We start from the raw sequence: 24,524 nt of genomic DNA, 5'->3' as shown, positions 1-24,524 counted from the left end.
AATACCCAGTGCTAGATTGACCTTCGCCAGCCGGCCCAGCCTGACCGGATCGGCGCCATGCACCGCCACCAAGCCTTCACAATCCATCTCAGCCTCGGCAGGACCGAGCAGGAGCGCGTCGACAGCCAACCTTGCGCACGAAAAAAGTCATGGGAAAGGCATCTGGCCTAGACCATGCATCCGGACAGCTTTGCAGCAGCACAACAAGAACAACCTCCCCGCACTGTCTAGACCCATAGGGACCCACATGAACAACCACAACGGTACCCTGCACCGTGGCTGGCAATCGCTCCAGCGCTGGCGCATCCAGATCTTCGTCATCACCTGGCTGGCCTACGCCGCCTTCTACTTCACCCGCAAGGCCTTCTCGGTGGCCAAGCTCGGCATCGCCGAAGACCCCTCCTTCGAGCTCGACAAGAGCGCCATGGCCGATCTCGATGCCCTCTACCTGGCCGCCTACGCCGTGGGCCAGTTCATGTGGGGGGTGTTCGCCGACCGTTTCGGCACCCGCGTGGTGGTGCTCGGCGGTTTGCTCACCTCGGCGCTGGCGGCGCTGGCGATGGGTACCTTCGCCACCCTGCCGATCTTCGCCGCCTGCATGGTGGTTCAGGGCCTGGCGCAGTCCACCGGCTGGTCGGGGCTGTGCAAGAACATCGGCGCCTTCTTCGCCACCTACGAGCGAGGCCGCGTGCTCGGCCTGTGGAGTACCTGCTACGCCTTCGGCGGGCTGGTGGCGACGCCGTTCGCCGGCTGGTGCGCCTACCGGTTGACGCATGACTGGCGCATGGCCTTCCTGTCCTCGGCGGGAGTGGTGCTGGCGGTGGCCGCGCTGTTCTTCTTCCTCCAGCGCAACCGTCCGCAGGACGTCGGCCTGCCGCCCGTGGAGGCCGAGGCCGCGCCCCCCGCCAACGCGCCCCGGCCGAGCCATTCCGGCGCCCTGCTGAAGGCGCTCAGGAATCCCCACGTGCTGGTCCTCGGCATCGCCTACTTCCTGCTCAAGCCGGCGCGCTACGCGATCCTGCTCTGGGGCCCGGTGATCATCTACGAACGCATGCCGGAGATCGGCAAGGTCGCCTCGGCCATCGTGCCTTCGGCCTTCGAGGTCGCCGGGCTGGCCGGGCCGATCCTCATCGGCCTGGCCTCGGACAAGCTGTTCGGCGCCCGCCGCATGCCGGCCTGCGTGCTCAGCCTGGCGGCGCTGACCGTGAGCCTGGCGTTGTTCGTCCCGGCGATGCAGAGCGGCAGCCTGTACCTGGTGGTCGGCCTGCTGTTCATGATGGGCGTCACCCTCTACGGGCCGGACTCGATGATCAGCGGCGCCGCCGCCATCGACTTCGGTACCAGCGAAGCAGCCGGTACCGCCACCGGCTTCGTCAACGGCTGCGGCTCGGTCGGGGCGATCCTCGGCGGCCTGCTGCCGGGCTACTTCGACACCCTCACGGTGTTCTTCGTGTTCACCGCCACCGCGCTGCTCGCCAGCCTGCTGCTGGTGCCGTTCTGGAACAGCCGGCCAGGCGCGTGCCGCGTCGAACCGAAGGCGCATGCCGGCGGGCCGCTGCTGGCGGCCGGCAAGCCGCGTTGAAACCTCGCCGAACCACCGCCCGGCGCCAGGCGTGCCGGGCCAATCCCTAGCGAACAAGGAACCGCCTATGCCACTTGCCCTCTTCGACCTCGACGACACCCTGATCGACGGCGACTGCGCGACCCTCTGGGGGCGCTACATGACCGAACTGGGCTGGGTCGAGAAGACCGCCTTCCTGCACCAGGAACGCCGCCTCATGGAACTCTATGCCGAGGGCCGGCTGGCCATGGAGGACTACATGGACTTCAGCCTGGCGCCCATCGCCGGCCGCACCCCGGCGGAGATCGCCGGCGCCGTCGAGGATTTCGTCGCGCGGATCATAGCGCCGCGCATCCACGCCGACGCCCTGCGCTGCCTGGAACGCCACCGCCAGGCCGGCGACCGCCTGCTGATCATCTCCGCCTCGGCGCACTTCCTGGTCAGCGCCATCGGCCGCCGGCTGGGGGTGGACGAGGTGCTGGCGATCGACATCGAGGAGCGCGACGGCCTCTACACCGGGCGCACCCGCGGCACCCTCACCTACCGCGAGGGCAAGGTCCGTCGCCTCGACGCCTGGCTGGCCCAGGAGGGCGAGACGCTGGCCGGCGCGACCTTCTATTCCGACTCGCGCAACGACCTGCCGCTGCTCTCGCGGGTCGACCGACCGCACACGGTGAACCCCGACCCGGCGCTGCTCGGGCACGCCCGCGAGGCCGGCTGGCCAGTGCTGGAATGGCGCTGAGAAGGCGCGCCGCGCTATACCGCCGGCGGCCCGGAAGCATTACCCTGTAGCCCCCCGGAGCCCCAGCGGAGAAGCGTCGATATGCGCGACGAGCCGTCCCGCCCCCTGACGGTGATCTACCAGTCCCTGCGCGAGCAGATCGAGCGCGGCCTGCTCGCGCGCGGCAGCAAGCTGCCCAGCGAACGGCAATTGAGCGAGCTGTTCTCGACCACCCGCATCACCCTGCGCGAGGCGCTCGGCCAGTTGGAGGACCAGGGCCTGATCTACCGCGAGGAACGCCGCGGCTGGTTCGTCTCGCCGCAGCGGCTGCTGTACAACCCGCTGGTGCGCAGCCACTTCCACGCGATGGTCGCCGACCAGGGCCGGGTGCCGGAGACCGAGGTGCTCGGCGCGGCGATGATCCCGGCCAGCGTCGACATCTGCCAGCGCCTGGAGCTGCCGGCGCTGTCGCGGGTGTTCCAGATCCGCCGGGCGCGGCGGGTCGACGGGCGGCTGGTGCTGTACGTCGAGCACTACCTGAATCCCGCCTACTTTCCCGGCATCGAGCGCTTCGACCTGACTCGCTCGCTGACCGATCTCTACGCCAACCACTACGGCATCCGCTACGGCCGGGTGCGCTTCGAGATGGTCCCGACCATCCTCCCGGCGGAAGCCGCCGGGCCGCTGCGGGTTTCGGTGGGCAGCCCGGCGCTGCAGATCGTGCGGGTCAACCGCGACCAGGCGGGCCGCCTGATCGACTGCGACCTGGAGTACTGGCGCCACGACGCGCTACAGGTCAACGTCGAGGTGCCCGAGTAGCGCTCCGCGGTCCTGTTCCTGGCGCATGCATGACCGCCTGGCGGGTTTCCCGCCGCTTCCAGCGCATTGGTCGACCGCTGGGCACGCTGCGTCGACGCTGAGCGGTTGCCGCTGACGGCACGGCCTGCTAAAAGCGGCGACGACATTCGAAAATGCGATACGACCATGAGCGACAGTGAAAAATCGAATAGCCGCCTGTTCGACCTCGACCTGCTCCGCGCCATCGTCACGGTGGCCGACTGCGGCAGCTTCACCACTGCCGCCGCGCGCCTGCACTCGACCCAGTCGACCGTCAGCCAGAAGGTTCGCCGCTTGGAGGAAATGGCCGGACACCGCCTGCTGGAGCGCGGCAACCGCGACGTGTTGCCGACCGACGCCGGCGATACGCTGCTCGGCTATGCCCGCCGCCTGCTGGCACTGAACGACGAACTGGCCGAGGCGCTATCCGGCGGCACGGTGGCGCTGACGGTACGTATCGGCGTGCCGGACGACTTCGCCGCCGGCCGTACCACCGAGCGACTGGCGGCCTTCAACCGGCGTTATCCACAGGTCAAGCTGGAAGTCACCAGCGGCATGAGCCGCGACCTCAGCGCCAGCTACGACCGCGGCGAACTGGACCTGGTGCTGCTCAAGCAGCGACGCGCCAGCCGCGAGGCACTGGCCTGCTGGCCGGAAAAGACATGCTGGGTGGACAGCGCCAGGAACCCCTGCATCGACCTCGACCCGCTGCCCATCGTCACCTTCCCGCCGCGCGGGGTCTACCGCGACGAGATGATCGCCGCCCTGGAAGCGGTCGGCCGGCGCTGGCACATCAGCTTCACCAGTTCCAGCCTCAGCGGCCTGCAATCGGCCATCGCCGACGGCATGGGCATCGGCCTGCTGCCGCTGCGCGCGGTGAGCGCAGGCCATGCGGTGCTGCCGAAGAACGCCGGGCTGCCGGCGGTGGACGTGTTCGAAGTGGCGCTGCTGCACCGGCCGGCGGCGGATCCGATGGTGAAGGCGCTGGCGCGCGTGCTGTCGCGGGTGCTGGCGGAAGATACCCGGAGCCGCCCCGCATTCGAAAAATGAATATGCTGGATTCCAACATTTAATTTGTGCATGCGCCAGGCGCTGGATATCGTTGCCGTCAGCAACGGCTCGCGCCCGCCCGTTTCGCTCCGGCGGCGCGTGAGCCGGCAGCAAGACAACAACGAGGAAACGCTCCATGTCCAAGTCCAGCTACTACGCGCCGCACGGCGGGCACCCGGCACAGACCGAGCTGCTCACCGACCGGGCGATGTTCACCGAAGCCTATGCCGTGATTCCCAAGGGGGTGATGCGCGATATCGTCACCAGCCACCTGCCGTTCTGGGACAACATGCGCATGTGGGTGATCGCCCGCCCGCTGTCCGGCTTCGCCGAGACCTTCTCGCAGTACATCGTCGAACTGGCGCCCAACGGTGGCAGCGACAAACCGGAGCAGGATCCCAACGCCGAGGCCGTGCTGTTCGTCGTCGAGGGCGAGCTGAGCCTGACCCTGCAGGGCCAGGTCCACGCCATGCAGCCGGGCGGCTACGCCTTCATTCCGCCGGGCGCCGACTACAAGGTGCGCAATACCACCGGCCAGCACACCCGCTTCCACTGGATCCGCAAGCACTACCAGAAGGTCGACGGCGTACCGCTGCCGGAAGCCTTCGTCACCAACGAGCAGGACATCCAGCCGCTGGTGATGCCGGACACCGAAGGCCGCTGGAGCACCACCCGCTTCGTCGACATGAGCGACATGCGCCACGACATGCACGTCAACATCGTCAACTTCGAGCCGGGCGGCGTGATCCCCTTCGCCGAGACCCACGTGATGGAGCACGGCCTGTACGTGCTGGAAGGCAAGGCGGTGTACCGCCTGAACCAGGACTGGGTCGAGGTGGAGGCCGGCGACTTCATGTGGCTGCGCGCCTTCTGCCCGCAGGCCTGCTATTCGGGCGGCCCGGGGCGCTTCCGCTACCTGCTGTACAAGGATGTCAACCGGCACATGCGCCTGACTCTCAATGCGCCGCATTGAGGGCGGGACAGGCTGAAAGGGAACCCGGCGCCATGGCGCCGGGTTTTTCGTTTGCGGAAGGCGCCCAGCCCGTCGTCAGCTCCGGGCGCGGAGGACTTCAGGGCGAACCGAACATGGCCGTCCAGTAGATTCCCGCGTCGCTCTTCGGATCGGTGGCGTAGGCCGCGCCCAGCTCGCGGTAGCCGGGGCTCATCAGGTTGGCGCAGTGGCCCGGGCTGGCCAGCCAGCCGTCGACCACCTTGTCCACCCCGTCCTGGCCGGCGGCGATGTTTTCGCCGACCAGCCCGCCGCTGTAGCCGGCCAGCTCGGCGCGGTCGCCGGGGGTGCGGCCGTCGCGGTCGAGGTGGTCGAAGAAATTGCCGTTGGCCATCGCCCGCGAATGCGCTTCGGCGGCGCCGCCAAGGGTGGCGTTCCAGGCCAGCGGCTGGGCCGCTGCGTAAGGTTTGCCACCGCACTGGCGGGCTTGCCCGCGGGCGGCATTGATCCGTTCCAGGAGCTTCTGCCCTTCCGCCTGCCAATCGCCCATGCCGCCGCGCAGCAATGGCCGGGCGAGGACGATGCGCCAGTCGCGGTCCTGGCGGCTGACGCCGACGTCGACGAACTGCGGGTCGAGCACCACGCGACAGAAGCTTTCCTCCAGCGCCTTCATCGCCGCGCCGGCATCGCGCGGCCCGGAAAGGCTGACCGACTGCACGTTGACCATCGGGTAGGCGGCCTGTGCCATCGCCTGCTGCAGGTCGCCAGCGGCATTCACCGGCAAGGCCAGGCGCGGGTCGGCGGCCAGCGGCGGCAGTTCACCGCTGGCCTGCCCGCCGCAGGACTGCACCTGACCGCGGTAGGCGTTGATCGCCTCGATCAGTTGCGCCTCGTCGGCGGCACTGGCGGCCGCTGCGAGCGCCAGCCCGAGCGTCAGTACGGCCAAACGCGGGATGCTTGGGATTGCCATGGAAATCTCCTCGATCTGATGGCGCCTATGATGCGCGATTCCGCGGCGCGCCGCCGCATTCGACCGGAACCCGGCGCCGGCGCTGCAGGCTCAGGCCGGTGCTTCGGCGAACGCCTCCACCAACTGCTCGATCACCGCGCGGACCCGCGCGGTGTGGCGCAGGTCCTTGTGGGTAACCATCCACACCTCGTATGGCCGGCGTCGCTCGCGCTGCGGCCAGACCCGCACCAGTCCGTCGCGCTCGCCCATGTACAGCGGCAGCTCGCAGAGCCCCAGGCCGCGCGCCAGGGCCTGGCGCACCATCATGTTGGAATTCACCGCGATGACCACCCGGCCGTCGCGGATCGGCTCGCCGCCCAGGGTCAGTTCGCGCTGGCTGTGCCAATAGGGTTCGTACATCACCAGGTCGTGGCCGCGGAAACGCTCGCCGGGCACCGGCACGCCGTTGCGCCGCAGGTAGTCCGCGGAAGCGAACAGGCCCATGGGCCAACTGGCGAGTTTTCTCAGGATCAAATCGGGATTTTCCGGCCGCAGGGTGCGAATCGCGATGTCGGTCTCGCGCTTGGGCAGGTCGACCACGGCCGAAGCGCTGTCGAGCAGCACGCGGATATCCGGGTGTTCAAGGTGCAGGCGGCCCAGGGCGGGTAGCACGAAGTCGACGGCCAGGGAGTCGGTGGTGGACAACCGCACCTCGCCGGACAGTCGGTGGTCCATCCCGCGGGTCCGCCGCAGCAACTCCAGGGCCGAGCGCTCCATCTTCTCGGCCAGTTCGAAGGCCGCCTCGCCGGCCGGGGTCAGCAGGTAGCCGGACGAGGTGCGCAGGAACAGGGTCGAGCCCAGCGCCGCCTCCAGCGACGCCAGCCGCCGGCCCACCGTGGCCTGGTCGACGTGAAGCGCGCGGGCGGCGCCGCGCAGGGTGTGCTCGCGGCAGAGCGCGAGGAAGACGCGGGTGTCGTCCCAATTCATGGCGGTTTTCCTGATGCATTTTCGCATCAGTCTAATGAAAAAGCGCTGCGCGACCACGGCATCCGCGCTGCTTACCATGCGAACCAGGTCCGAACCACTTTCCCAGGAGCATGCGATGAGCAGCACGAACCGATTTCCCAAACGAATGACCGCCATCGAGATCGCCCGGCCCGGCGGCCCCGAGGTACTGGTGGCGACCAGCCGGCCGCTGCCGACGCCCGGCCCGCGCGAGGTCCTGGTCGAAGTCCGCGCCGCCGGCGTCAACGGTCCCGACGTGCTTCAGCGCAAGGGCGTGTACGACCCGCCACCCGGCGCCTCGGACATTCCCGGCCTGGAGATCGCCGGCACGGTGCGGGCGGTCGGCAGCGAGGTCAGCCGCTTCGCCGTCGGCGAGGCGGTGATGGCGTTGATTCCCGGCGGCGGCTACGCGCAGTTCGCGGTGGCCGACGAGCGCACCACCCTGCACCTGCCCGACGGCCTGGGCATGGAGGAAGCGGCGGCGCTGCCGGAAACCTTCATGACCGTCTGGGTCAACCTGTTCCAGCGCGGTGGCTTCAAGGCCGGAGAGACGCTGCTGGTCCACGGTGGCGCCTCCGGCATCGGCACCGCCGCGACCATGCTGGGCAAGGCCTTCGGCGCGGCGAAAATCTTCACCACGATCTCCAGCGAGGCCCAGCGCGAGGCCAGCCTGCGCCTCGGCGCCGACGTGGCGATCGACTACACCGAGCAGGATTTCGTCGAGGAAGTGCTGCGCGGCACCGAAGGACGCGGGGTCGATGTGATCGTCGATATCGTCGCCGGCGACTATGTGACGCGGAACTATCAGGCGGCGGCGATGAACGGACGGATCGTGCAGATCGGCGTGATCAAGGGCAAGGCCGCCGAAGTCGACCTGTTCCCGATGCTGAGCAAGCGCCTGGTCCATCTTGGCTCGACCCTGCGCTCGCGAAGCCACGACGAGAAAGGCGCGATCATCGCCGAACTGGAGCGCCAGGTCTGGCCGCACGTGCGCGCCGGCACTGTCCGGCCGCAGGTGTTCCGCACCTTCCCCCTGGAACAGGCGCGCCAGGCCCACGAACTGATGGACTCCGGCCAGCACATCGGCAAGATCGTCCTCACGTCAGCTCCCTGAGGCCGCTCAGACCTCGATATCGCCCAGGCGCAGCGCCCGCGCCACCGCCTGGGCGGTGGACGCCGCGCCGAGACGGCGGCGGGCGGCACGCAGGTGATTCTCCACGGTGCGCTCGGAAATCATCAGGATCGCCGCCACCTCCGCCTGCTGCTTGCCCAGGGCGATCCATTGCAGGACTTCCCGCTCGCGCTCGCTGAGCGCTTGCGCATCGCCCGCCGACACAGGGCCGCGCAGGCGCTTCAGGGCGAAGAACAGGATCGGGCAGAAGGCCTGGGCGGCGAGCTTGCAACCGGCATTCAGGTCCAGCCGCTCGCCGGCGAAAGACACCGCGCCCTCCAGGCCGTTGCGGCCGAACACCGGCACCTGCATGCCATTGACCTGGCCGAGGTCGCGGACCCCACGGACGATGCGGTAGGTCATGCGCTCGGGATCCTCCGAGGGGCTCTTCGACCAGAAGAACGGCTCGTCCAGTTCGAGGATGTGCCGGGTGACCGGACAGTGCAGAAGATAGGCGTCGCGCTCCTGGGCGCTGCGCCCTTCGGCCCAGTCGCCATGGACGAAGAACAGCTCGTCGATCAGTTCGTCCTCGTCGGGGCGGGGGAAAAGGCTGCAGACGATCACCCGGTCGAAGCCCAGGCGTGCGGCGAACTCCACCATCTCGCGGCAGACCGCCTCGGTGGTAGCGGCCTTGCGCAGCCGGGCGACGCTGTCGAAGAGAAGGCTGGCGTAGTCGGTCATGGAGCGGACGTTCCTGGCTTTTTCCGCATGATCCCCGGCTTGCCGGCAAAAGCCCATAGGGGAAAACCCTCAGGCGACCGATCGTGGGTTAGGGGATTTCCCCTATTTCGCCGGCCGGCGACCCCGCCTATCGTCTTGGTACGACCTCCATCACGCAGAAAGGAACGAGCCATGAGCAACGAGCGCGATACCAGCAGAACCCCGACGCCCGACCACGCCGAGCACAACGCGTTCTTTCCCTCGCCCTATTCCCTGAGCCAGTACACCTCGGCAAAGACCGACTTCGACGGCGCCGACTACCCGACCCCGTACAAGGGCGGCAAGAAGGTGCTGATGATCGGTACCGACGAACGCTACATCCTGATGCAGAACGGCAGCATGTTCTCCACCGGCAACCACCCGGTGGAAATGCTCCTGCCGATGTACCACCTGGACAAGGCCGGCTTCGAGTTCGATGTCGCCACGCTCTCCGGCAACCCGGTGAAGCTGGAGATGTGGGCGATGCCCGGTGAGGACGAGGCGGTGAAGAGCATCTACGCGAAGTACCTGCCCAAGCTGAAAGCGCCGCGGAAGCTCGCCGACCTCCTGGAGCAGGCCGTCGCCGACGACTCGCCGTACGCCGCGGTGTTCGTTCCCGGCGGCCACGGCGTGCTGGCGGGCATTCCGCACAGCCGGGAGGTGAAACGGCTGCTCAATGCCTTCCTCGCCAAGGACCGCTACATCATCACCCTTTGCCACGGTCCGGCCTGCCTGCTGGCACCGGCGGTCGACGAGAAGCCGGAGGACTACCCGTTCAAGGGCTACGAGATCTGCGTGTTCCCCGACGCCCTGGACACCGGCGCCAACCTGGAGATCGGCTACATGCCCGGTCCCCTGCCCTGGCTGGTGGGCGAGAACCTGCAGAAGCTCGGGGTGAAGATCCTCAACAAGGGCATCACCGGCCAGGTCCACCGCGACCGCAAGCTGCTCACCGGCGACAGCCCGCTGGCCTCCAACAACCTTGGCAAGCTGGCCGCCAAGACCCTTCTCGAAGCGTTCGCCCGCTGATTCCCCGCCGCGCCCCGTCCGTGCCCCACGGACGGGGACATCTCCCGTTCGTCCCGGCGTCATCGAACTTAAACCGGCCTGGCGCAGCATCGTCCTTCAGGAAGAGGAATGGCGCGTTGCCCGGCGCCGTCCGGCGAAAGACGAATCGATGACCGCACAGAAAGAAAACTCTGACAGCACCCCGACTAGTCGTCCTCCCTTCCCGCCGTTACGGTTCCGGGCTTGCGCACAAAGCCGAACCCAAGGGGGCCCTTCATGTCACTGCCGCCGTACCTCAAGCCCGGCGACAAGGTCGTGTTGTACGACCAGCACTGCCGCTTCTGCACGCTCTGGAGCGGTTTCCTGGCACGCCGCGCCGACCACCGGCTGAAGCTGCTTGCCGCGCAGTCCGCCGAAGGCCTGGCGATTCTCGATTGGTTCGGGCTGGCACCCGATCATTTCGACACCTGGCTGTTCGTCGACGGCGCCTACGCCTGCGACGACAACGATGCCCTGCTCGAGGTGCTGCGCCTGTTGCCGGGCCCCTGGCGTCACCTGCGCTGGCTGCGCCTGCTGCCAGCCTGGCTGCGCGACGAGTGCCACGAGGCGCTACGGCGCAACCGCTGGCGCTGGTTCGGCCGCCAGCGCCCACCCCTTCGTCGTCGCTCCTGGCGTCCCCGTCGAGCCTGACGCCTCTCCACGCTGGCCGTGGCGGGTTATGCTGCCTGCGCACCAGCCTGCGGACCCATACTTGCCATGGCCCTTGACCCGAGCCAACGCCGACGACTGCGCCACGCGCTATCCGACGCCTTCGTCGACACTCTCCTGGAGCCCGAGGATATCGCCCGGCGGATAAAGGGCGTCGACCCGGCGTTGCTGGAGCGGTTGTTCTTCGAGGAAGTGGCGCCGGTCTGCCACGGCAACCTGCTCAGCCCCGCTCCGGCGGTATGGACCGCCTTCGACGAGGCCTGGCTGGAAGAGGCCATCGAGCGACGCCTGGCGCGGCAAAGGAGCAGCGCCCTGCGACGCTGGCACGAGCGCTGCCTGGTCGCCTGGCTGCGATGGCGATACGCCGACACCTGGCGCGCGATCGCCGGCGCTCTTTGAGCGAGCGCCTCAGCGAAATACCGAATGGATGAGCTTGCCGGCCTTCTTCGTGTCGACCGCCTGCTGGCGTACCGGCGGCAGCGGCTCGCGCTTGTCCTTGTCTGCCTCGTTCATCTGCGCCACCCAGGCGTCCACCCGATCGCGGCTGACGGCGCCGTAGTTGAGACGGCAGCTGTCGACGAGGGTCTTGCCCTTCTTCTCCTTGTAGCTGCACTGCACGCGGAAGTCGCCGATGTAGTTGGTGGCGAAGCTCTCGGCACGGAACGGCGCGGAGAACGGCTTGGAGGTATAGGTCTCGTAGTAGTAGTCGGTCTTGGTCAGCGGCGTAGAACGACAGTTGGACTCCACGTTTACCGCCGTGTGGGTGACGCTGCGCTTCCTTTTCCGGACCGTCTTCTCCAGCGCCTCGCCGTTGGCCTCGCAGCGCTCCTCGTACGCACCGGTCTCGCGGGTGACGGTATAGGACAGGTACCTCACCTCGAACTCGTAAAGCTCGTAGTAGCGCGGCGTCAGTGCGAGGCTGAACAGCTCGGAGTACGACGAGGTGGTGACGTGGGCCGCATGGGTCTTGGAGGCGGGATCGCGGAAACGCAGGGTCAGGCGGGTGGACGGGTCGTTGCTGCCGGTGTTCTCGAAGCCGACCACGCCGGTGACGAAGCTGGGCGGATCGCCGGCGCGCATGGAGAACCAGGACGACACCGAGCCCTGGTTCGCCGGGTTGATGTTGCAGCCCGCCAGCGCTGCCATGCAGGCGAGCACGGCAGGTAGCTTTCCTTTTCTGGGCGTCATTGAAATCCCTTTGCTCGCGACAGGAGGAAAATATCGTTAGGAAACAACGTTGAGAGGCCGGCAAGGATACCCGACTGGCGCACGGGTCGCATCATTATGACATCACGCCGCCCGCCGGCGTTGCCGCGACCGTTCGTCGAACCTGTGAATTCCGGTAGTTTCCCTTGCCCTCGCTGGCGTCCCAGGATCGGGATTTCCTGTGTTCGCCGGGAGGGTCCTGGCGTGTCCACGACCAGCCTCTGCCCCTCCGCCACGCGGGAACACGGTCCCGGCGCGAAACGCGTCCTGCCTCTGCTGTTCCTCACCTGCCTGCTGGATGCCGCTGGCGTCGGCCTGATCGTGCCCCTGCTGCCGACGCTGATCGGCAGCGTGGCGCCGCTGGCGATCCGCGACGCGGCCACCTGGGGCGCCGCCCTGGTGATGACCTTCGCGCTGCTGCAATTGTTCTTTTCGCCGGTCCTCGGCAGCCTCAGCGACCGCTTCGGACGCCGCCCCGTCCTGGTCCTGGCGATGCTCGGCTTCGCCCTCAGCTATCTGCTGCTGGCGCTGGCCGACAGCCTCTGGATGCTGTTCCTCGGTCGCGCGCTGGCCGGGCTCACCGGCGCCAGCGTGGCCACCGCGATGGCCTGCGCGGCTGACCTCGGCACGCACGGGCAGCGCACCCGGCACTTCGGCTGGCTGTACGCCGGCCTCGCCCTGGGCATGATCCTCGGCCCCGCCCTCGGTGGGCTGCTGGCGGTGCACGGCACGACGCTGCCGCTGTTGCTGGCCGCCGGCCTGTGCCTGCTCAACGCCCTGCTCGCCGGCCTGTTCCTCGAGGAAACCCTGCCCCCGACGCGACGCCGCCGCCTGGACCCGAGGCGGATGAATGCCTTGCGCTCGATCAGCGGCCTGGCTCGGCAACCGGGGGTCGGACGCCTGCTGGCGGTGCTTGCCCTGGTATTCCTCGGCTTGCAGGCGGTGATGGTGGTCTGGCCGTTCTTCGTGATCGAGAAGTTTCACTGGAGCAGCGCCTGGATCGGCTACTCGCTGGCCCTCTACGGCGTGCTCGCGGTGCTCGCCCAGACCCTCGGCGTGAACCTCTGCAAGCGGCGCCTGGACGACGCCCGCCTGCTGCGCCTGGGCCTCGCCCTGCAAGGCTGCGGCCTGCTGCTGTTCGCCCTGGTCGACTCGTCATTCTGGCTGGTCTGCGCGCTGCTGCCCTTCGCGCTCGGCAGCCTCGCCACCCCGGCCATGCAGGGGCTGCTCTCGGCCCGCGTGCCGGTCGACCGCCAGGGCGAGTTGCAGGGCGTGCTGAGCAGCCTGATGAGCCTCGCCGCGATCGTCGGTCCGCCGCTGATGAGCGGCCTGTTCCACTGGGGCAGCGGTCCGCTCGCGCCAGTGCCCCTGGCCGGCGCGCCATTCCTCGCCGGCGCCCTTCTCGTTCTGGCCGGGCTGGTCCTGGCCTGGCAACTTCGACCTACGGGAGAAGAACGATCATGGACCGGATAGACATGGGCGTGCTGGTGGTGCTGTTCAATCCTGGCGACGACGACCTGGAACACCTTGGCGAACTGGCGGCGGCGTTTCCGCAACTGCGCTTCCTTGCCGTCGACAACTCACCGCACAGCGATCCGCAGCGCAATGCCCGGCTGCGCGGGCAAGGCATCGCCGTGCTGCACCACGGCAACCGGCAGGGCATCGCCGGCGCCTTCAACCAGGGGCTCGACGCGCTGTTCCGGCGTGGCGTGCAGGGTGTGCTGCTGCTCGACCAGGACTCCCGTCCCGGCGGCGCCTTCCTCGCCGCCCAGTGGCGCAACCTGCAGGCGCGCAACGGTCAGGCCTGCCTGCTCGGCCCACGGATCTTCGACCGGGGTGACCGGCGCTTCCTGCCGGCCATCCATCTCGACGGACTGACGCTCAGGCAATTGTCTCTGGACGGCCTGACGACCCCGCAGCGCACCTCGTTCCTGATCTCCTCCGGCTGCCTGCTGACCCGCGAGGCCTACCAGCGCCTCGGCCACTTCGACGAGGAACTGTTCATCGACCACGTGGACACCGAATACAGCCTGCGCGCCCAGGCGCTGGACGTGCCCCTGTACGTCGACCCACGGCTGGTCCTCGAGCACCGCATCGGCACGCGCAAGACCCGCCGCCTCGGCGGTCTCAGCCTCAGCGCGATGAACCACGCCCCGCTGCGCCGCTACTACCTGGCGCGCAACGGCCTGCTGGTCCTGCGCCGCTACGCCCGGTCCTCGCCGCTGGCCCTGCTGGCGAACCTGCCGACCCTGACCCAGGGCCTCGCGGTGCTCCTGCTCGAACGCGACAAGCTGCTCAAGCTGCGCTGCCTGGGCTGGGGCCTGTGGGACGGCCTGCGGGGACGCGGCGGCGCGCTGGAGACCAACCGCCCGCGCCTGCTGAAGCGCCTCGCCGGTCCGGCGGTGGCGCCCACAGTTCCCGGCAAGGCCAAGGCCTAGTCGGCGAAACGCATTCCCGCATAGGGCGCTTGCCGGCACGCCGCGAGCCGGCTGCGCAGGTCGCCGACGTGGGCCTCCAGGCGATGGCCGTCCGGGTCGAGGAAGTAGAACGAATCGCCCTCGCTGCGGTTCTGCTTCCATTCGCGCACGCCATGCGCGCGCAGCTGCGCGGCGAAGCGGGCGAAATCCGCGGCGGCGATGCCGAAGGCGTAGTGCGTGTAGTCCGCGGCCGGCCCGCCGCATTGCGGCTCCCGGGACAGGCACAGCCACAGAGAACCCAGTTCGAGATAGGCGCCCTGGTCCCAGCGCGCCTCCAGGCGAAAGCCGAGAAGATCGCGGTAGAAGGCGATGCTGGCCGGCAGGTCGGCGACCGCCAGGGTCAGGTGATTGAGACCGGTGAGCATGGGGGGCTCCTTGCAAGGTTTGGCGGGAGGACGATTCAGGCACGCCCCAGCCAGTCGCCGCGGATCATTTCCATCAGTTGGCGCAAGCCGGGTTGCGGCTGGCGTCGGCTCGGATAATAGAGGCAGAACGGCGCGCCCATCGAGGTCCAGTCGGGCAATACCAGTTGCAGCCGGCCGCTACGCAGCTCCTCGGCGATTCCCACTTCCAGGCAGTAGGCCAGGCCAATGCCGTCCAGGGCCGCGGCGACCGCCGTATTGCTTTCGTTGACGCTGAAAGGGCCGGGCACGTCGACCTCGACCATCCGCTCGCCGTCGCCCAGTTCCCATTTGTAGAACGAGTTGTCGCCCAGGCGCATGCGGATGCAGGCGTGCCGCAACAGGTCGTCCGGCCGCTGGGGCACGCCGTGGCGCGCCAGGTAATCGGGCGACGCGGCCACCACCCAGCGCAGCTCCCCGGTCAATGGCACCGCGACCATGTCCTGGGGCACCGTGCCGCCGTAACGGATGCCGGCGTCGTAGCCGTCGGCGACGATGTCGACCATGCGGTCCTCCACCGAAAGTTCCAGTTGCAGGTCCGGATATGCCTCGGTGAAGCGCCTGAGGACCGGCCCCAGCAGCAGCCGCGAGGCATCGCGCGGCACGTTCAGGCGCAGCCGGCCCACCGGCGAGGTGCGATAGGCATCGAGCTCGCCGAGCGCCTCGCCGATCACCTGGAAACCATCCTCCAGCTTGGCCGCCAGCGCGCTACCGGCATCGGTCGGCACCACCGAACGGCTGGTACGGTTGAGCAGCTTCACCCCGAGCCGCGCCTCGAGATTGCGCATGCTGTGGCTCAGCGCCGAGGTACTGACACCCAGCTCCTGGGCTGAGTGACGGAAGCTGCGGCGCCGGACGATGGTCATGAAGACGTTCAGGTCGGCGAGTTCGGAACGGGTGAAAGCCGGCATTCCAGGGCTCCTGGCAGTTCTCGGAGGTCAATGCAGCATTGAGCCACATTCAATCTCGGGTGATCTAGAGTAATCGCTCCGTGCCGCCGAGCGCATTGCCGGCAAGCGTTTTCCCGATCTGCAGGAGTATTTCCATGAGCGTTGAAAGCATTCGCATCGAGGGTATCGACACGCCGGTCTCGCGCATCGGCCTCGGCACCTGGGCCATCGGCGGCTGGATGTGGGGCGGCGCTGACGACGCGACGTCGGTGGAAACCATCCGGCGTGCGGTGGAATCCGGGATCAACCTGATCGACACCGCGCCGGTCTATGGCTTCGGCCATTCCGAAGAGGTCGTCGGCAAGGCCTTGCAGGGCCTGCGCGACAAGGCGGTGATCGCCACCAAGGCGGCGCTGGAGTGGAGCGACGCGGGCATCCACCGCAACGCCTCCGCCGCACGCATCCGCCGGGAGGTCGAGGACTCGCTGCGGCGGCTGAAGACCGATCGTATCGACCTGTACCAGATTCACTGGCCGGACCCGCTGGTGGCGCACGAGGAAACCGCCGGCGAACTGGAGCGCCTGCGCCGCGACGGCAAGATCCTCGCCATCGGCGTGAGCAACTATTCGCCGGAACAGATGGACGGGTTCCGCCAGTTCGCTCCGCTGGCCAGCGTGCAGCCACCCTACAACCTGTTCGAGCGCGCCATCGACGCCGACGTGCTGCCCTACGCCGAGCGTAACGGCATCGTCGTGCTGGCCTACGGAGCGCTGTGCCGCGGCCTGCTTTCCGGACGGATGAACGCCGAGACCCGCTTCGATGGCGACGACCTGCGCAAGTCCGACCCGAAGTTCCAGCAGCCCCGCTTCGCCCAGTACCTGGCAGCGGTCGCGCAACTGGAGGAACTGGCTCGCGAGCGCTATGGCAAGTCGGTGCTGGCCCTGGCCATCCGCTGGATTCTCGATCGCGGCCCTACGGTGGCGCTGTGGGGGGCGCGCAAGCCGGAGCAGTTGAACGGCATCGCCGACGCCTTCGGCTGGCGCCTGGACGACGAGGCCATGGCCCGCATCGAGTGGATCCTCGCCGAGACCATCCAGGATCCGGTCGGTCCCGAGTTCATGGCGCCGCCCAGCCGCAACGCCTGATCGGACGGCCGGGGCGGCACGCCCCTGGCCGCTGGCCTGACGGAGCGGCGGAAGGCAAAATGGCGGTTTTTCTCAAGGACTGCCGGATCAGTTATGGAAAACGTCTACAAGACCCCGGAAGCGCCCCTGGTGGAAACCCGCGGCGCAAAGCGGGCGCATTTCTTCGTCACCTCGCTGGGCAAGATGAGCGTGCTCTTCCTCCTCACCCTGGGGCTGTACGGCGTGTACTGGATGTACAAGCACTGGAAGGCCCAGCAACCGCAGATGGAGCGGCGGATCAGCCCGGTATGGCGGGCGATCTTCGGCATCTTCTTTTTCCACGCCCTCGCCCGGCGGATCCACCAGGCCCTGCCGGAAGAGCGCCAGGCACTATGGAGCCCGAGCGAGGATGCGACCTGGGCGGTGCTGCTGACGGTCGCGGCGAACCTGATCAGCCATCTCACCGACGTGGTCCCCGCGCTGGAGCCCTACTCGCTGCCCTCGCTCCTGCTGCTGCTCACGCCGCTGATCCCGATGCGCAACATCCAGCGCCAGGCCAACCTCGCCAGCGGCGACCCGCAGGGCACGGGCAACGCCGGCTATTCGGGCTACAACCTGCTGTTCATCGTGCTCGGCGCGCTCTACTGGCTGCTGATCCTGATCGGTTCCGCGGTGATCCTCTTCGGCTCGTCCCAGGGCTGAGCCGCCTCAGCCGGGAAACGCCCGGCGCAACAGTTCGGGCAGCACCTCGCCAGCCGGACCGACGAGACAGTGTTCGCGCGGATGGCGGGTGCGCACCGGTTGCGGGTTCACATGCACGACGCTGGCACCGTGCTCCAGCGCCAGTCCGGGTATCCGCGCCGCCGGCTGCACCACGCCGGAAGTGCCGACGCTGAGCAACAGGTCGCACTCGCAGGCCGCGGCGAAAGCCTCGCGCAGCGCCGCCTCGGGCAGCGCCTCGCCGAACCAGACCACGCCCGGCCGGACCTGTCCGCCGCAGGCCGGACAACGCGGCGGCTCGATCCGTCGTCCCTCTTCCGGCTCGACCGAATCGGGCAAGGCGTCCCGGTAGGCTGCCGCGCAGGTTGCGCAACGCGGCGCGTGCAGGCTGCCATGCAGGTGAAGGACGTCGCGGCTGCCGGCGCGTTCATGCAGGTCGTCGACGTTCTGGGTGACCAGCCGGGTGTTGGCGATTCGTCCGCTCAATGCGGCAATCGCCCGGTGCGCGGGATTCGGCTGGACACCCAGCACCTTCAGGCGGCGCCACTCGTACCAGCCCCAGACCAGCGCGGGATCGTCGGCGAAGGCCGCGGGCGTGGCCAGGGCCGCCGGATCGTAGCGCGCCCAGAGACCGCCAAGGGCATCGCGGAAGGTGGGAATCCCGCTTTCCGCCGACACCCCGGCGCCCGTGAAGATCACCAGGCGGCGGGCGCCGGCGAGCAGTTCGACGACAGCGCGCATCTCGCTCCTCCGCTTACAGCGCGGACAACGCGCGGTATTCGTCCTGGGCATGCTGGTCGGTCATGCCGCTGACGAAATCCTGGAGCATGCGGCAGCGGTGGTAGAACTCCCACTGCCGCTGCAACGGGTCCTCCGCCACACCTTTCATGGCCTCCAGGTAAGCCTTGATCTGCTGGCTCGGCAGGCGCCGAACCAGCAGTTGCGGATGCGGCGCGGCGGCCTGGCGACCTTCGGCGAGGGCCTGGAACTCCTCGGCCGGCAGGCGCAGCAGCGGCGCGTAGAAATCCAGCAACCCCTGAATGATGCGGTAGCCCTGCAATTCCAGGGTTTCCACCTCCGGATGGCAGAACACCCATTCCATGGCCACGTCCTTGAACGTCTGGACGATGGCGTGCGGCAGGCTGCCGTCCTCCATCAGCGCGCGGCCGAGGGTGCCGGCATGAACCGCTTCGAAGTTGTCGATGAACTGCTGGGCGGCGTGCTGGACCAGCGGGTGGATCATTTTCACCCGCAGGCGGATGAAGAATTCGCTGACCTTGTTGATCGGCTCCCGCTCGGCCTTTTCCAGCGAGTAGTCGACCATCCGCTGGAAGCTCATGTTGTCCGCGTCGCCGGGAATCGGCGCGTCCGGCGAATGGTGGACGGCAAACTTCTTCACCAGCAGATCCGCCAATTGACGGATGTCGAGGATGCCTTTTTCCACCGAGTCTTCGATATCGGCCAGGCAATAGGAGATATCGTCGGCCGCTTCCATGATGTAGGCCACAGGGTGGCGAGTGCCCGGGCGCATGCCGAGGACTCGGCGCAGTTCGTCGACGAAGGCTTCCTCGGAAAGATAGAAGCCCGGCTTCTTGTTCAGGTAGTGGTTCGCCGCCGCCTTGTCCGGCTTCGGCTCGTAGGCCGGACGCACGTACTTGAGCAGGCCGGCGGTCTGGGTGTAGGTGAGGTTCAGGCGCAGCAGCTTCACCACCAGGCGGATGGCCTGGGCGTTGCCTTCGAAATGCTTGAGGTCGGTGAGCATGCGCTGCTGCAACAGGCCGTCGCCCTGGCCCGGCGGTATGCGGCGCTCGAACAGGGCGTCGAGGTTGCGTTCGAACCAGTCGTTGATGGCGTACTCGCCGAAATGACCGAACGGCGGATTGCCGACGTCGTGCATCAGGCAGGCCATTTCCACCAGGCTTTCCAGCGCGCCTTCCAGCCCGTCCAGGCCGACCTCCGCGGCACGCGGGCCCAGTTGGCGGAACAGCGTGCGGACGATGAAACGCCCGGTCTGCTGCACTTCCAGGGAATGGGTCAGGCGGCTGCGCACCGCCGCGTTGCGCTCCAGCGGGAAGACCTGGGTCTTCTGCTGCAAGCGACGCACGGCGGCGGAATTGACGATGCGCCCGCGGTCGCTTTCCAACTGGTAGACGATGTCTTGCAGATCGGTATTCCCGGCATGTCCGTAGGTTTCCCTGTCGTGCGGACGCTGGCGGGATATCCGCTCCTTGAAATCCACGGCCCCTGGCATCTGGCGCTGTTCTCCACTCGGTCGGCTGCGAACCCCGAGCCTAGCGCGTGGCGGCGGTTTAACCAAGGTCGCGACAATCCGTCCCACTACCGTTCGCGATCCGTCCTCTTCCCCGGGCGGCGGCAACTGGCAGAATACCCCGCTCGGCACCAGCGACCCCCGCCGCAGAACGGGGGCGCCGCCGATCATGCGTGCGCCCAGAGAAACAGGAACGTTCAGGGAGGTTCCGCATGAGCATCACATCCACCGACATCTGCCAGGCCGCCGATGCCCTCAAGGGGTTCGTCGGTTTCAACCGCAAGACCGGCCGCTACATCGTGCGTTTCAGCGAAGACTCCTTCGGCATGGACGTCGCCGACGACAGCATCACGCCCACCAGCGAGTTCGTCTGGAGTTCGGTACGCGACGACGTCATGCGCCTGGGCCGCGAGCAGTTGCAGATCCTGCTGGAACAGAACATCAACGAACGACTGAACATCGGCGAGCCGCTACTGGTCTATCTGCGCCGCCAGGACCTGCCGGAAATCACCGCACAACGCCAGTTGCGCTGAGCGCCGTCGATCGCCGCCCGCGCCGGGCGCTGCGCCACGCATTATGCTGGAAGCGTCCGCCGCCGTCCGGCGCCGCGGACGCCATCGGCCATCCGGCGCGCCACGCAGGTGCTGCGTGGTGAGGTGAACGCCATGAGCAAGGGACTGAACGCGAAGAAGGAAACTCGTAGGAAACCGCTGAAAACCGCCCAGGAGAAACGCCTGGCGAAACGAGCGAAAAAACACGCTCCGGCGGTGCCGCTCGGCACCCCATCGCGGAGCTGAGCCAGGCCGGAGCAGAGCCGCAGGCGCAACCGCTCAATCGTCCGCGGCGGGGTCCAGGTCGGGGAACAGCACCTCGGTGAAGCCGAACTTGCTGAAGTCGGTGATTCGCGAGGGATACAGGCGGCCGATCAGGTGGTCGCACTCGTGCTGCACCACCCGCGCATGGAACCCTTCGACGCTGCGGTCGATCGGCTGTCCCTGCGGGTCCAGGCCCTGGTAGCGGATGCGCCGATGGCGCGATACCGCGCCGCGCAACCCCGGCACCGACAGGCAGCCCTCCCAGCCCTCTTCCATCTCGTCGTCCAGCGGGGTGACCCGCGGGTTCAGCAGGATGGTCGGCGGCACGGCCGGGGCGTCCGGATAGCGCTCGCTGCGCTCGAAACCGAAGATCACCAGCTGCAGGTCGACGCCGATCTGCGGCGCGGCCAGCCCTACCCCGCCGACGTGATGCATGGTTTCGAACATGTCGTCGATCAGCCGTTGCAGCTCCTCGCTGCCGAACAGTTCGGACGGCACCGGCTGCGCGATGCGCAACAGGCGCTCGTCACCCATCTTGAGGATTTCCCGGATCATGCCGCCCCCTGATAAAGGTCAGTAACGCCCTACATGCTCAGCCAGAAAACCAGACAGGACAAGACGCAAAGCGCTTCCATCTCCGGCAATTGCGCCATTGATTTGACACCGAACGGCTTTCTTTCCCGGCACATCCGGTAATATTCGCCGCACACCGACTACACTGGCCAGTCGTGCCACCCCGCTACGTTTTCCTGGAGGAAACCTTTTTGCCTTCGTTGCCCACCTTGCAGCCCCTCGACCTCTACAGGCGCACCCTGGCCTGCCTGGTCCTGGCGGTTTCCTGCCTGGGCGGCGGAGGCCTGTGGGCGGACGACGCACGGACGTCGGTCGAGCAACGCAGCAATGCGGTCAGCCAGGTTCTGCTGGGCATATTCAGCTACGTGCGCTGGCCGAAGGAGCCGGCGGTCCTGCAACTCTGCGTGGTCGGACCGACCGAGTACGCCGACGGCCTGCTCCGCGGCATGGTGCAGGCCAATGGCAGGCGCGTGCATGCGGAACGCCGCGCGGTGGACAACCCGGACCTCGGCACGCTCTGCAACGTGATCTACCTCGGAGTGGTCGACGAGCGCGAGCGCCAGCAGGTGTTCCGCAGCCTGGCCGGGCATCCGGTCCTGTCCATCAGCGAGCGTGGCACCGAATGCAGCGTCGGCAGCATGTTCTGCCTCAACGTCGGCGGCCCGCGCATCACCTTCGAGGCCAATCTCGACTCCATCGCCCGCAGCGGCGTACGCGTGCACCCGAGCGTATTGAAACTGGCAAGGCGGCAGGCCACTCCGTGATGAACCGTCGTCGTCGCTATACGGGTTCCAATCCATCGCTGCGCCGGGTGCTCTATCGCGCGCACCTGGGCGTGGCGCTGGTCGCGGTATTCACCGCCGGGCTGGCGGTGACCCTGGTCGGCCTGCTGACCCTGCGCGCCTATGCCGACCCCAACCAGCAACTGATCGCCCGTTCCATCAGCTATACCGTCGAAGCCGCGGTGGTCTTCGGCGATGCCCAGGCCGCCGAGGAGTCCCTGGCGCTGATCGCCTCCAGCGAAGAGGTCTCCAGCGCCATCGTCTACGACCGCCAGGGACAGACCCTGGCCAGTTGGCATCGGGAAAGCACCGGGCCGCTGCACCTGCTGGAACAGCAACTGGCGCACTGGCTGCTCAGCGCGCCGACCGAACAACCGATCCTGCACGACGGCCAGAAGATCGGTTCGGTGGAGGTGAAGGGCTCCGGCGGCAGCCTGCTGCGCTTCCTGCTCACCGGTTTCGCCGGCATGGTCCTGTGCCTGCTGCTTACCGCCCTGGGCGCCTTCTACCTGTCGCGGCGGCTGGTACGCGGTATCGTCGGCCCGCTCGACCAACTGGCGAAGGTCGCGCATACCGTGCGCCGCGAACGGGATTTCGAGAAGCGCGTACCGGAAGCCGGCATCGCCGAGCTGAGCCAACTGGGCGAGGACTTCAACGCCCTGCTCGACGAACTCGAATCCTGGCAGGCGCGCCTGCAGGACGAGAACGCCTCGCTGGCGCACCAGGCCCACCACGACAGCCTGACCAGCCTGCCCAACCGCGCCTTCTTCGAAGGCCGCCTGAGCCGGGCGCTGCGCGATGCCAACGAGCATCGCGAGCAATTGGCGGTGCTGTTCATCGACAGCGACCGCTTCAAGGAGATCAACGACCGCCTCGGCCATGCCGCCGGCGACACCGTGCTGGTCAACATCGCCATGCGCATCCGTGGGCAGTTGCGCGAAAGCGACCTGGTGGCGCGCCTGGGCGGCGACGAATTCGCCGTCCTGCTCGCACCGCTGGCGTCCGGCGCCGACGCCCTGCGCATCGCCGACAACATCATCGCCAGCATGCAGGCGCCGATCCGGCTCAGCGACGGCAGCACGGTGAGTACCTCGCTGACCATCGGCATCGCCCTCTATCCCGAGCATGCGGATACCCCGGCGGCGCTGCTCCACGACGCCGACATGGCGATGTACATCGCCAAGCGCCAGGCCCGCGGCAGCAGGCGCCTGGCGGAACTCAACGACCCCCGCATCCTTCAGGAAGAAAAGGAGATAGACAGTGCTACCCCAGAGGCTCCACCCAAGTAGATTGCTTGCCCTCGCCCTGTTCAGCCTTGTGCTGGGCCTGGCCGGTTGCCAGACCAAGCCGCCGCAGACCGGCCTGAGCGCCGAGCAGATCGCCGTGCTCCAGGAGCAGGGCTTCGAACTCCGCGACGAAGGCTGGGAGTTCGGCATGTCGAGCAAGGTGCTGTTCGGCAACAATCTAGACCGTCTCAATCCCGACAGCCGCAACACCCTGACCAAGATCGCCCGCGCCCTGCTCGCGGTAGACATCGACAAGGTCCGCCTGGAAGGCCACACCGACAACTACGGCGACGAAGGCTACAATCAAAAGCTCTCCGAACGGCGCGCCGAATCGGTGGCCGCGGTATTCCGCGAAGCCGGCATGCCGGCGGCCAACATCGAGGTCCGCGGCCTTGGCATGAGCAAGCCGGTGGCCGATAACAAGACCCGCGCCGGCCGCAGCGAGAACCGCCGCGTCGCCATCATCGTTCCCGCCGAGTAATCCTGCGCTCGCGGGCTGCGTACGGCCCACCCGTACCTGGCCCGTCCATCGCCCGGCCCCGCCACTACCCCGCTTCCGGCCTATGTTGAAGGAAGAAGCCAGCAGACCGGCGTACCGGCCGCCGCTGCCGCGGATGCTAGACTGAATGCTGCGCAAGAAACCGACAATCCCGGCCGACCTGCCGCTTGCGGGTGCTCCGGGATTCACCGACAGGGGGTATCGACCTTTGCCTGTTCGCCCAAGGAACAGGCCGTCAGACGATGGGAGGCATGCCATGAACCGGCATTACTACATCAGCGACAACCTCGACGAGCTGGAACGGCTCGAAGCCGAACTGGAAGCCAGCGGCATCGCCACCGAGCAGATCCACGTCCTCAGCGAAAAGGACGCGAAGACCGGCCAGCGCCATCTGCACGAAGTCTCTCCGTTCATGAAGAAGGATGTGGTCCGCTCCGGCCGTGTCGGCCTGCTGGTCGGCCTCGTCCTGGCCATCGTCGCCGTGGCCTTCGCCTATGCCAGCGGCTGGACGGAAACCGCCGCCGGCTGGATTCCGGTGATCTTCCTCGGCGCCGTGCTCTGCGCGTTCTGCCTGTGGGAAGGCAGCTTCTTCGGCCTGCAGCGCACCAACCGCGCCTTCCGCCCCTTCGAAGAACGCCTGCACCAGGGGCAGCACCTGTTCTTCGTCGATGTGAAGAACGCCCAGGAGCCGATCCTGGTCAACGTGGTCAGCCACCACCCGCGCCTGCAGGACGCCGGCACCGGCCCCGCGGTCTCTCCGCTGCTGCTGGGCTGGCAGCAACGCTGGCGGCAGTTCCGGCGGATGGTCTGAGCGGCGGGGCCTG

28 protein-coding genes are annotated in these 24,524 nt (G+C 67.8%); 19 read left to right on the top strand and 9 right to left on the bottom strand.

Annotated elements, in window-relative coordinates:
- Positions 1-247: 247 nt before the first annotated feature.
- The 5 genes from HMPREF3014_RS02975 to HMPREF3014_RS02955 all read left to right on the top strand — a co-directional run bounded on the left by HMPREF3014_RS02975 (position 248) and on the right by HMPREF3014_RS02955 (position 5,142).
- Entirely contained in the window at positions 248-1,582 is a 1,335-nt protein-coding gene (locus HMPREF3014_RS02975) for an MFS transporter (protein ID WP_014603174.1), read from the top strand.
- A 67-nt stretch (positions 1,583-1,649) separates the two neighbouring features.
- The gene (locus HMPREF3014_RS02970; RefSeq protein ID WP_003082318.1) at positions 1,650-2,303 is read left to right on the top strand and encodes an HAD family hydrolase; all 654 of its coding nucleotides are present in this window, start codon (positions 1,650-1,652) and stop codon (positions 2,301-2,303) included.
- A gap of 81 nt (positions 2,304-2,384) precedes the next feature.
- Positions 2,385-3,101 (top strand): UTRA domain-containing protein, encoded by a 717-nt coding sequence (locus HMPREF3014_RS02965; RefSeq protein WP_003086532.1) that lies wholly within the window; start codon positions 2,385-2,387, stop codon positions 3,099-3,101.
- A 165-nt stretch (positions 3,102-3,266) separates the two neighbouring features.
- The gene (locus HMPREF3014_RS02960; protein ID WP_023086496.1) at positions 3,267-4,169 is read left to right on the top strand and encodes a LysR family transcriptional regulator; all 903 of its coding nucleotides are present in this window, start codon (positions 3,267-3,269) and stop codon (positions 4,167-4,169) included.
- 136 nt (positions 4,170-4,305) lie between these two features.
- On the top strand, positions 4,306-5,142 hold the full coding sequence (locus HMPREF3014_RS02955) for a bifunctional allantoicase/(S)-ureidoglycine aminohydrolase (RefSeq protein ID WP_003086528.1): 837 nt from the start codon (positions 4,306-4,308) through the stop codon (positions 5,140-5,142).
- 97 nt (positions 5,143-5,239) lie between these two features.
- Here HMPREF3014_RS02955 and HMPREF3014_RS02950 read toward each other — a convergent pair whose 3' ends face one another.
- On the bottom strand, positions 5,240-6,088 hold the full coding sequence (locus HMPREF3014_RS02950) for a CAP domain-containing protein (RefSeq protein ID WP_023087673.1): 849 nt from the start codon (positions 6,086-6,088) through the stop codon (positions 5,240-5,242).
- 90 nt (positions 6,089-6,178) lie between these two features.
- Entirely contained in the window at positions 6,179-7,054 is an 876-nt protein-coding gene (locus HMPREF3014_RS02945; protein WP_023087674.1) for a LysR family transcriptional regulator, read from the bottom strand.
- A gap of 145 nt (positions 7,055-7,199) precedes the next feature.
- Between HMPREF3014_RS02945 and HMPREF3014_RS02940 the strand changes: the two genes are divergently transcribed.
- Positions 7,200-8,186 carry an NAD(P)H-quinone oxidoreductase gene (locus HMPREF3014_RS02940; protein ID WP_003112484.1) on the top strand — a complete coding sequence of 329 codons (987 nt, stop codon included), beginning with the start codon at positions 7,200-7,202 and terminating at the stop codon, positions 8,184-8,186.
- Between the two features lie 6 nt (positions 8,187-8,192).
- Here the strand turns inward: HMPREF3014_RS02940 and HMPREF3014_RS02935 are convergent, their stop codons facing one another.
- Complete coding sequence (locus HMPREF3014_RS02935; RefSeq protein ID WP_003112485.1) at positions 8,193-8,924, bottom strand: PA1136 family autoinducer-binding transcriptional regulator; 732 nt, start codon at positions 8,922-8,924, stop codon at positions 8,193-8,195.
- Between the two features lie 171 nt (positions 8,925-9,095).
- On the opposite strand from HMPREF3014_RS02935, the gene hchA reads away from it, so the two are divergent.
- The 3 genes from hchA (at position 9,096) to HMPREF3014_RS02920 (ending at position 11,057) form a co-directional block, all read left to right on the top strand.
- Positions 9,096-9,971 carry a glyoxalase III HchA gene (gene hchA / locus HMPREF3014_RS02930; protein ID WP_003082292.1) on the top strand — a complete coding sequence of 292 codons (876 nt, stop codon included), beginning with the start codon at positions 9,096-9,098 and terminating at the stop codon, positions 9,969-9,971.
- A gap of 255 nt (positions 9,972-10,226) precedes the next feature.
- Entirely contained in the window at positions 10,227-10,640 is a 414-nt protein-coding gene (locus HMPREF3014_RS02925) for a thiol-disulfide oxidoreductase DCC family protein (RefSeq protein WP_003163116.1), read from the top strand.
- Positions 10,641-10,706: 66 nt separating this feature from the next.
- Entirely contained in the window at positions 10,707-11,057 is a 351-nt protein-coding gene (locus HMPREF3014_RS02920; RefSeq protein ID WP_003133878.1) for a DUF7079 family protein, read from the top strand.
- Between the two features lie 9 nt (positions 11,058-11,066).
- Here the strand turns inward: HMPREF3014_RS02920 and HMPREF3014_RS02915 are convergent, their stop codons facing one another.
- Positions 11,067-11,756, bottom strand: a complete 690-nt coding sequence (locus tag HMPREF3014_RS02915) for a hypothetical protein (RefSeq protein ID WP_003123148.1) — start codon at positions 11,754-11,756, stop codon at positions 11,067-11,069.
- Between the two features lie 312 nt (positions 11,757-12,068).
- Here HMPREF3014_RS02915 and HMPREF3014_RS02910 point away from each other — a divergent pair, with 312 nt between their 5' ends.
- A complete protein-coding gene (locus HMPREF3014_RS02910) occupies positions 12,069-13,337 on the top strand; it encodes an MFS transporter (RefSeq protein WP_023084971.1) in 1,269 nt (422 codons plus the stop codon).
- Positions 13,325-14,302 carry a rhamnosyltransferase gene (locus tag HMPREF3014_RS02905; protein ID WP_003158226.1) on the top strand — a complete coding sequence of 326 codons (978 nt, stop codon included), beginning with the start codon at positions 13,325-13,327 and terminating at the stop codon, positions 14,300-14,302. The genes HMPREF3014_RS02910 and HMPREF3014_RS02905 overlap by 13 nt, the downstream gene beginning before the upstream one ends.
- On the opposite strand, the gene HMPREF3014_RS02900 is transcribed toward HMPREF3014_RS02905, so the two are convergent.
- Both HMPREF3014_RS02900 and HMPREF3014_RS02895 read right to left on the bottom strand, forming a co-directional pair.
- Entirely contained in the window at positions 14,299-14,706 is a 408-nt protein-coding gene (locus HMPREF3014_RS02900; protein WP_003158225.1) for a FosA family fosfomycin resistance glutathione transferase, read from the bottom strand. The genes HMPREF3014_RS02905 and HMPREF3014_RS02900 overlap by 4 nt on opposite strands.
- 35 nt (positions 14,707-14,741) lie before the next feature.
- Positions 14,742-15,653 (bottom strand): LysR family transcriptional regulator, encoded by a 912-nt coding sequence (locus HMPREF3014_RS02895; RefSeq protein ID WP_003120586.1) that lies wholly within the window; start codon positions 15,651-15,653, stop codon positions 14,742-14,744.
- Between the two features lie 134 nt (positions 15,654-15,787).
- On the opposite strand from HMPREF3014_RS02895, the gene HMPREF3014_RS02890 reads away from it, so the two are divergent.
- Positions 15,788-16,777, top strand: a complete 990-nt coding sequence (locus HMPREF3014_RS02890) for an aldo/keto reductase (RefSeq protein ID WP_003158224.1) — start codon at positions 15,788-15,790, stop codon at positions 16,775-16,777.
- 93 nt (positions 16,778-16,870) lie between these two features.
- Positions 16,871-17,458 (top strand): DUF4234 domain-containing protein, encoded by a 588-nt coding sequence (locus HMPREF3014_RS02885; protein ID WP_003158223.1) that lies wholly within the window; start codon positions 16,871-16,873, stop codon positions 17,456-17,458.
- A 6-nt stretch (positions 17,459-17,464) separates the two neighbouring features.
- Here the strand turns inward: HMPREF3014_RS02885 and HMPREF3014_RS02880 are convergent, their stop codons facing one another.
- Both HMPREF3014_RS02880 and dgt read right to left on the bottom strand, forming a co-directional pair.
- On the bottom strand, positions 17,465-18,217 hold the full coding sequence (locus HMPREF3014_RS02880; protein ID WP_003112491.1) for an SIR2 family NAD-dependent protein deacylase: 753 nt from the start codon (positions 18,215-18,217) through the stop codon (positions 17,465-17,467).
- A gap of 13 nt (positions 18,218-18,230) precedes the next feature.
- A complete protein-coding gene (dgt, locus tag HMPREF3014_RS02875; protein ID WP_003112492.1) occupies positions 18,231-19,727 on the bottom strand; it encodes a dGTPase in 1,497 nt (498 codons plus the stop codon).
- A gap of 230 nt (positions 19,728-19,957) precedes the next feature.
- On the opposite strand from dgt, the gene HMPREF3014_RS02870 reads away from it, so the two are divergent.
- Positions 19,958-20,278: a DUF2025 family protein gene (locus tag HMPREF3014_RS02870; RefSeq protein ID WP_003082265.1), complete on the top strand. Its 321-nt coding sequence runs from the start codon at positions 19,958-19,960 to the stop codon at positions 20,276-20,278.
- Between the two features lie 132 nt (positions 20,279-20,410).
- Positions 20,411-20,542 carry a hypothetical protein gene (locus HMPREF3014_RS34980; RefSeq protein ID WP_003159768.1) on the top strand — a complete coding sequence of 44 codons (132 nt, stop codon included), beginning with the start codon at positions 20,411-20,413 and terminating at the stop codon, positions 20,540-20,542.
- Positions 20,543-20,575: 33 nt separating this feature from the next.
- Here the strand turns inward: HMPREF3014_RS34980 and def are convergent, their stop codons facing one another.
- A complete protein-coding gene (def, locus tag HMPREF3014_RS02865) occupies positions 20,576-21,115 on the bottom strand; it encodes a peptide deformylase (protein ID WP_003112493.1) in 540 nt (179 codons plus the stop codon).
- Positions 21,116-21,324: 209 nt separating this feature from the next.
- Between def and yfiR the strand changes: the two genes are divergently transcribed.
- The 4 genes from yfiR to HMPREF3014_RS02845 all read left to right on the top strand — a co-directional run bounded on the left by yfiR (position 21,325) and on the right by HMPREF3014_RS02845 (position 24,511).
- A complete protein-coding gene (gene yfiR / locus HMPREF3014_RS02860) occupies positions 21,325-21,897 on the top strand; it encodes a small colony variant regulatory diguanylate cyclase inhibitor YfiR (protein ID WP_003082257.1) in 573 nt (190 codons plus the stop codon).
- A complete protein-coding gene (gene tpbB / locus HMPREF3014_RS02855; protein WP_003082256.1) occupies positions 21,897-23,204 on the top strand; it encodes a small colony variant regulatory network diguanylate cyclase TpbB in 1,308 nt (435 codons plus the stop codon). Before yfiR ends, tpbB begins: the two co-directional genes overlap by 1 nt.
- Complete coding sequence (locus HMPREF3014_RS02850) at positions 23,176-23,682, top strand: small colony variant regulatory network protein YfiB (protein ID WP_003082254.1); 507 nt, start codon at positions 23,176-23,178, stop codon at positions 23,680-23,682. The genes tpbB and HMPREF3014_RS02850 overlap by 29 nt, the downstream gene beginning before the upstream one ends.
- Before the next feature lie 274 nt (positions 23,683-23,956).
- Positions 23,957-24,511, top strand: coding sequence for a magnesium transporter (locus tag HMPREF3014_RS02845; protein ID WP_023087676.1), 555 nt, complete (start codon positions 23,957-23,959; stop codon positions 24,509-24,511).
- Positions 24,512-24,524 lie beyond the last annotated feature (13 nt).

The organism is Pseudomonas sp. HMSC065H01 (assembly GCF_001815235.1).
Lineage (GTDB): Bacteria > Pseudomonadota > Gammaproteobacteria > Pseudomonadales > Pseudomonadaceae > Pseudomonas > Pseudomonas aeruginosa.
The sequence above is the reverse complement of the archived record's forward strand: the minus strand, read 5'-3'. Positions and strand labels throughout refer to the sequence as shown.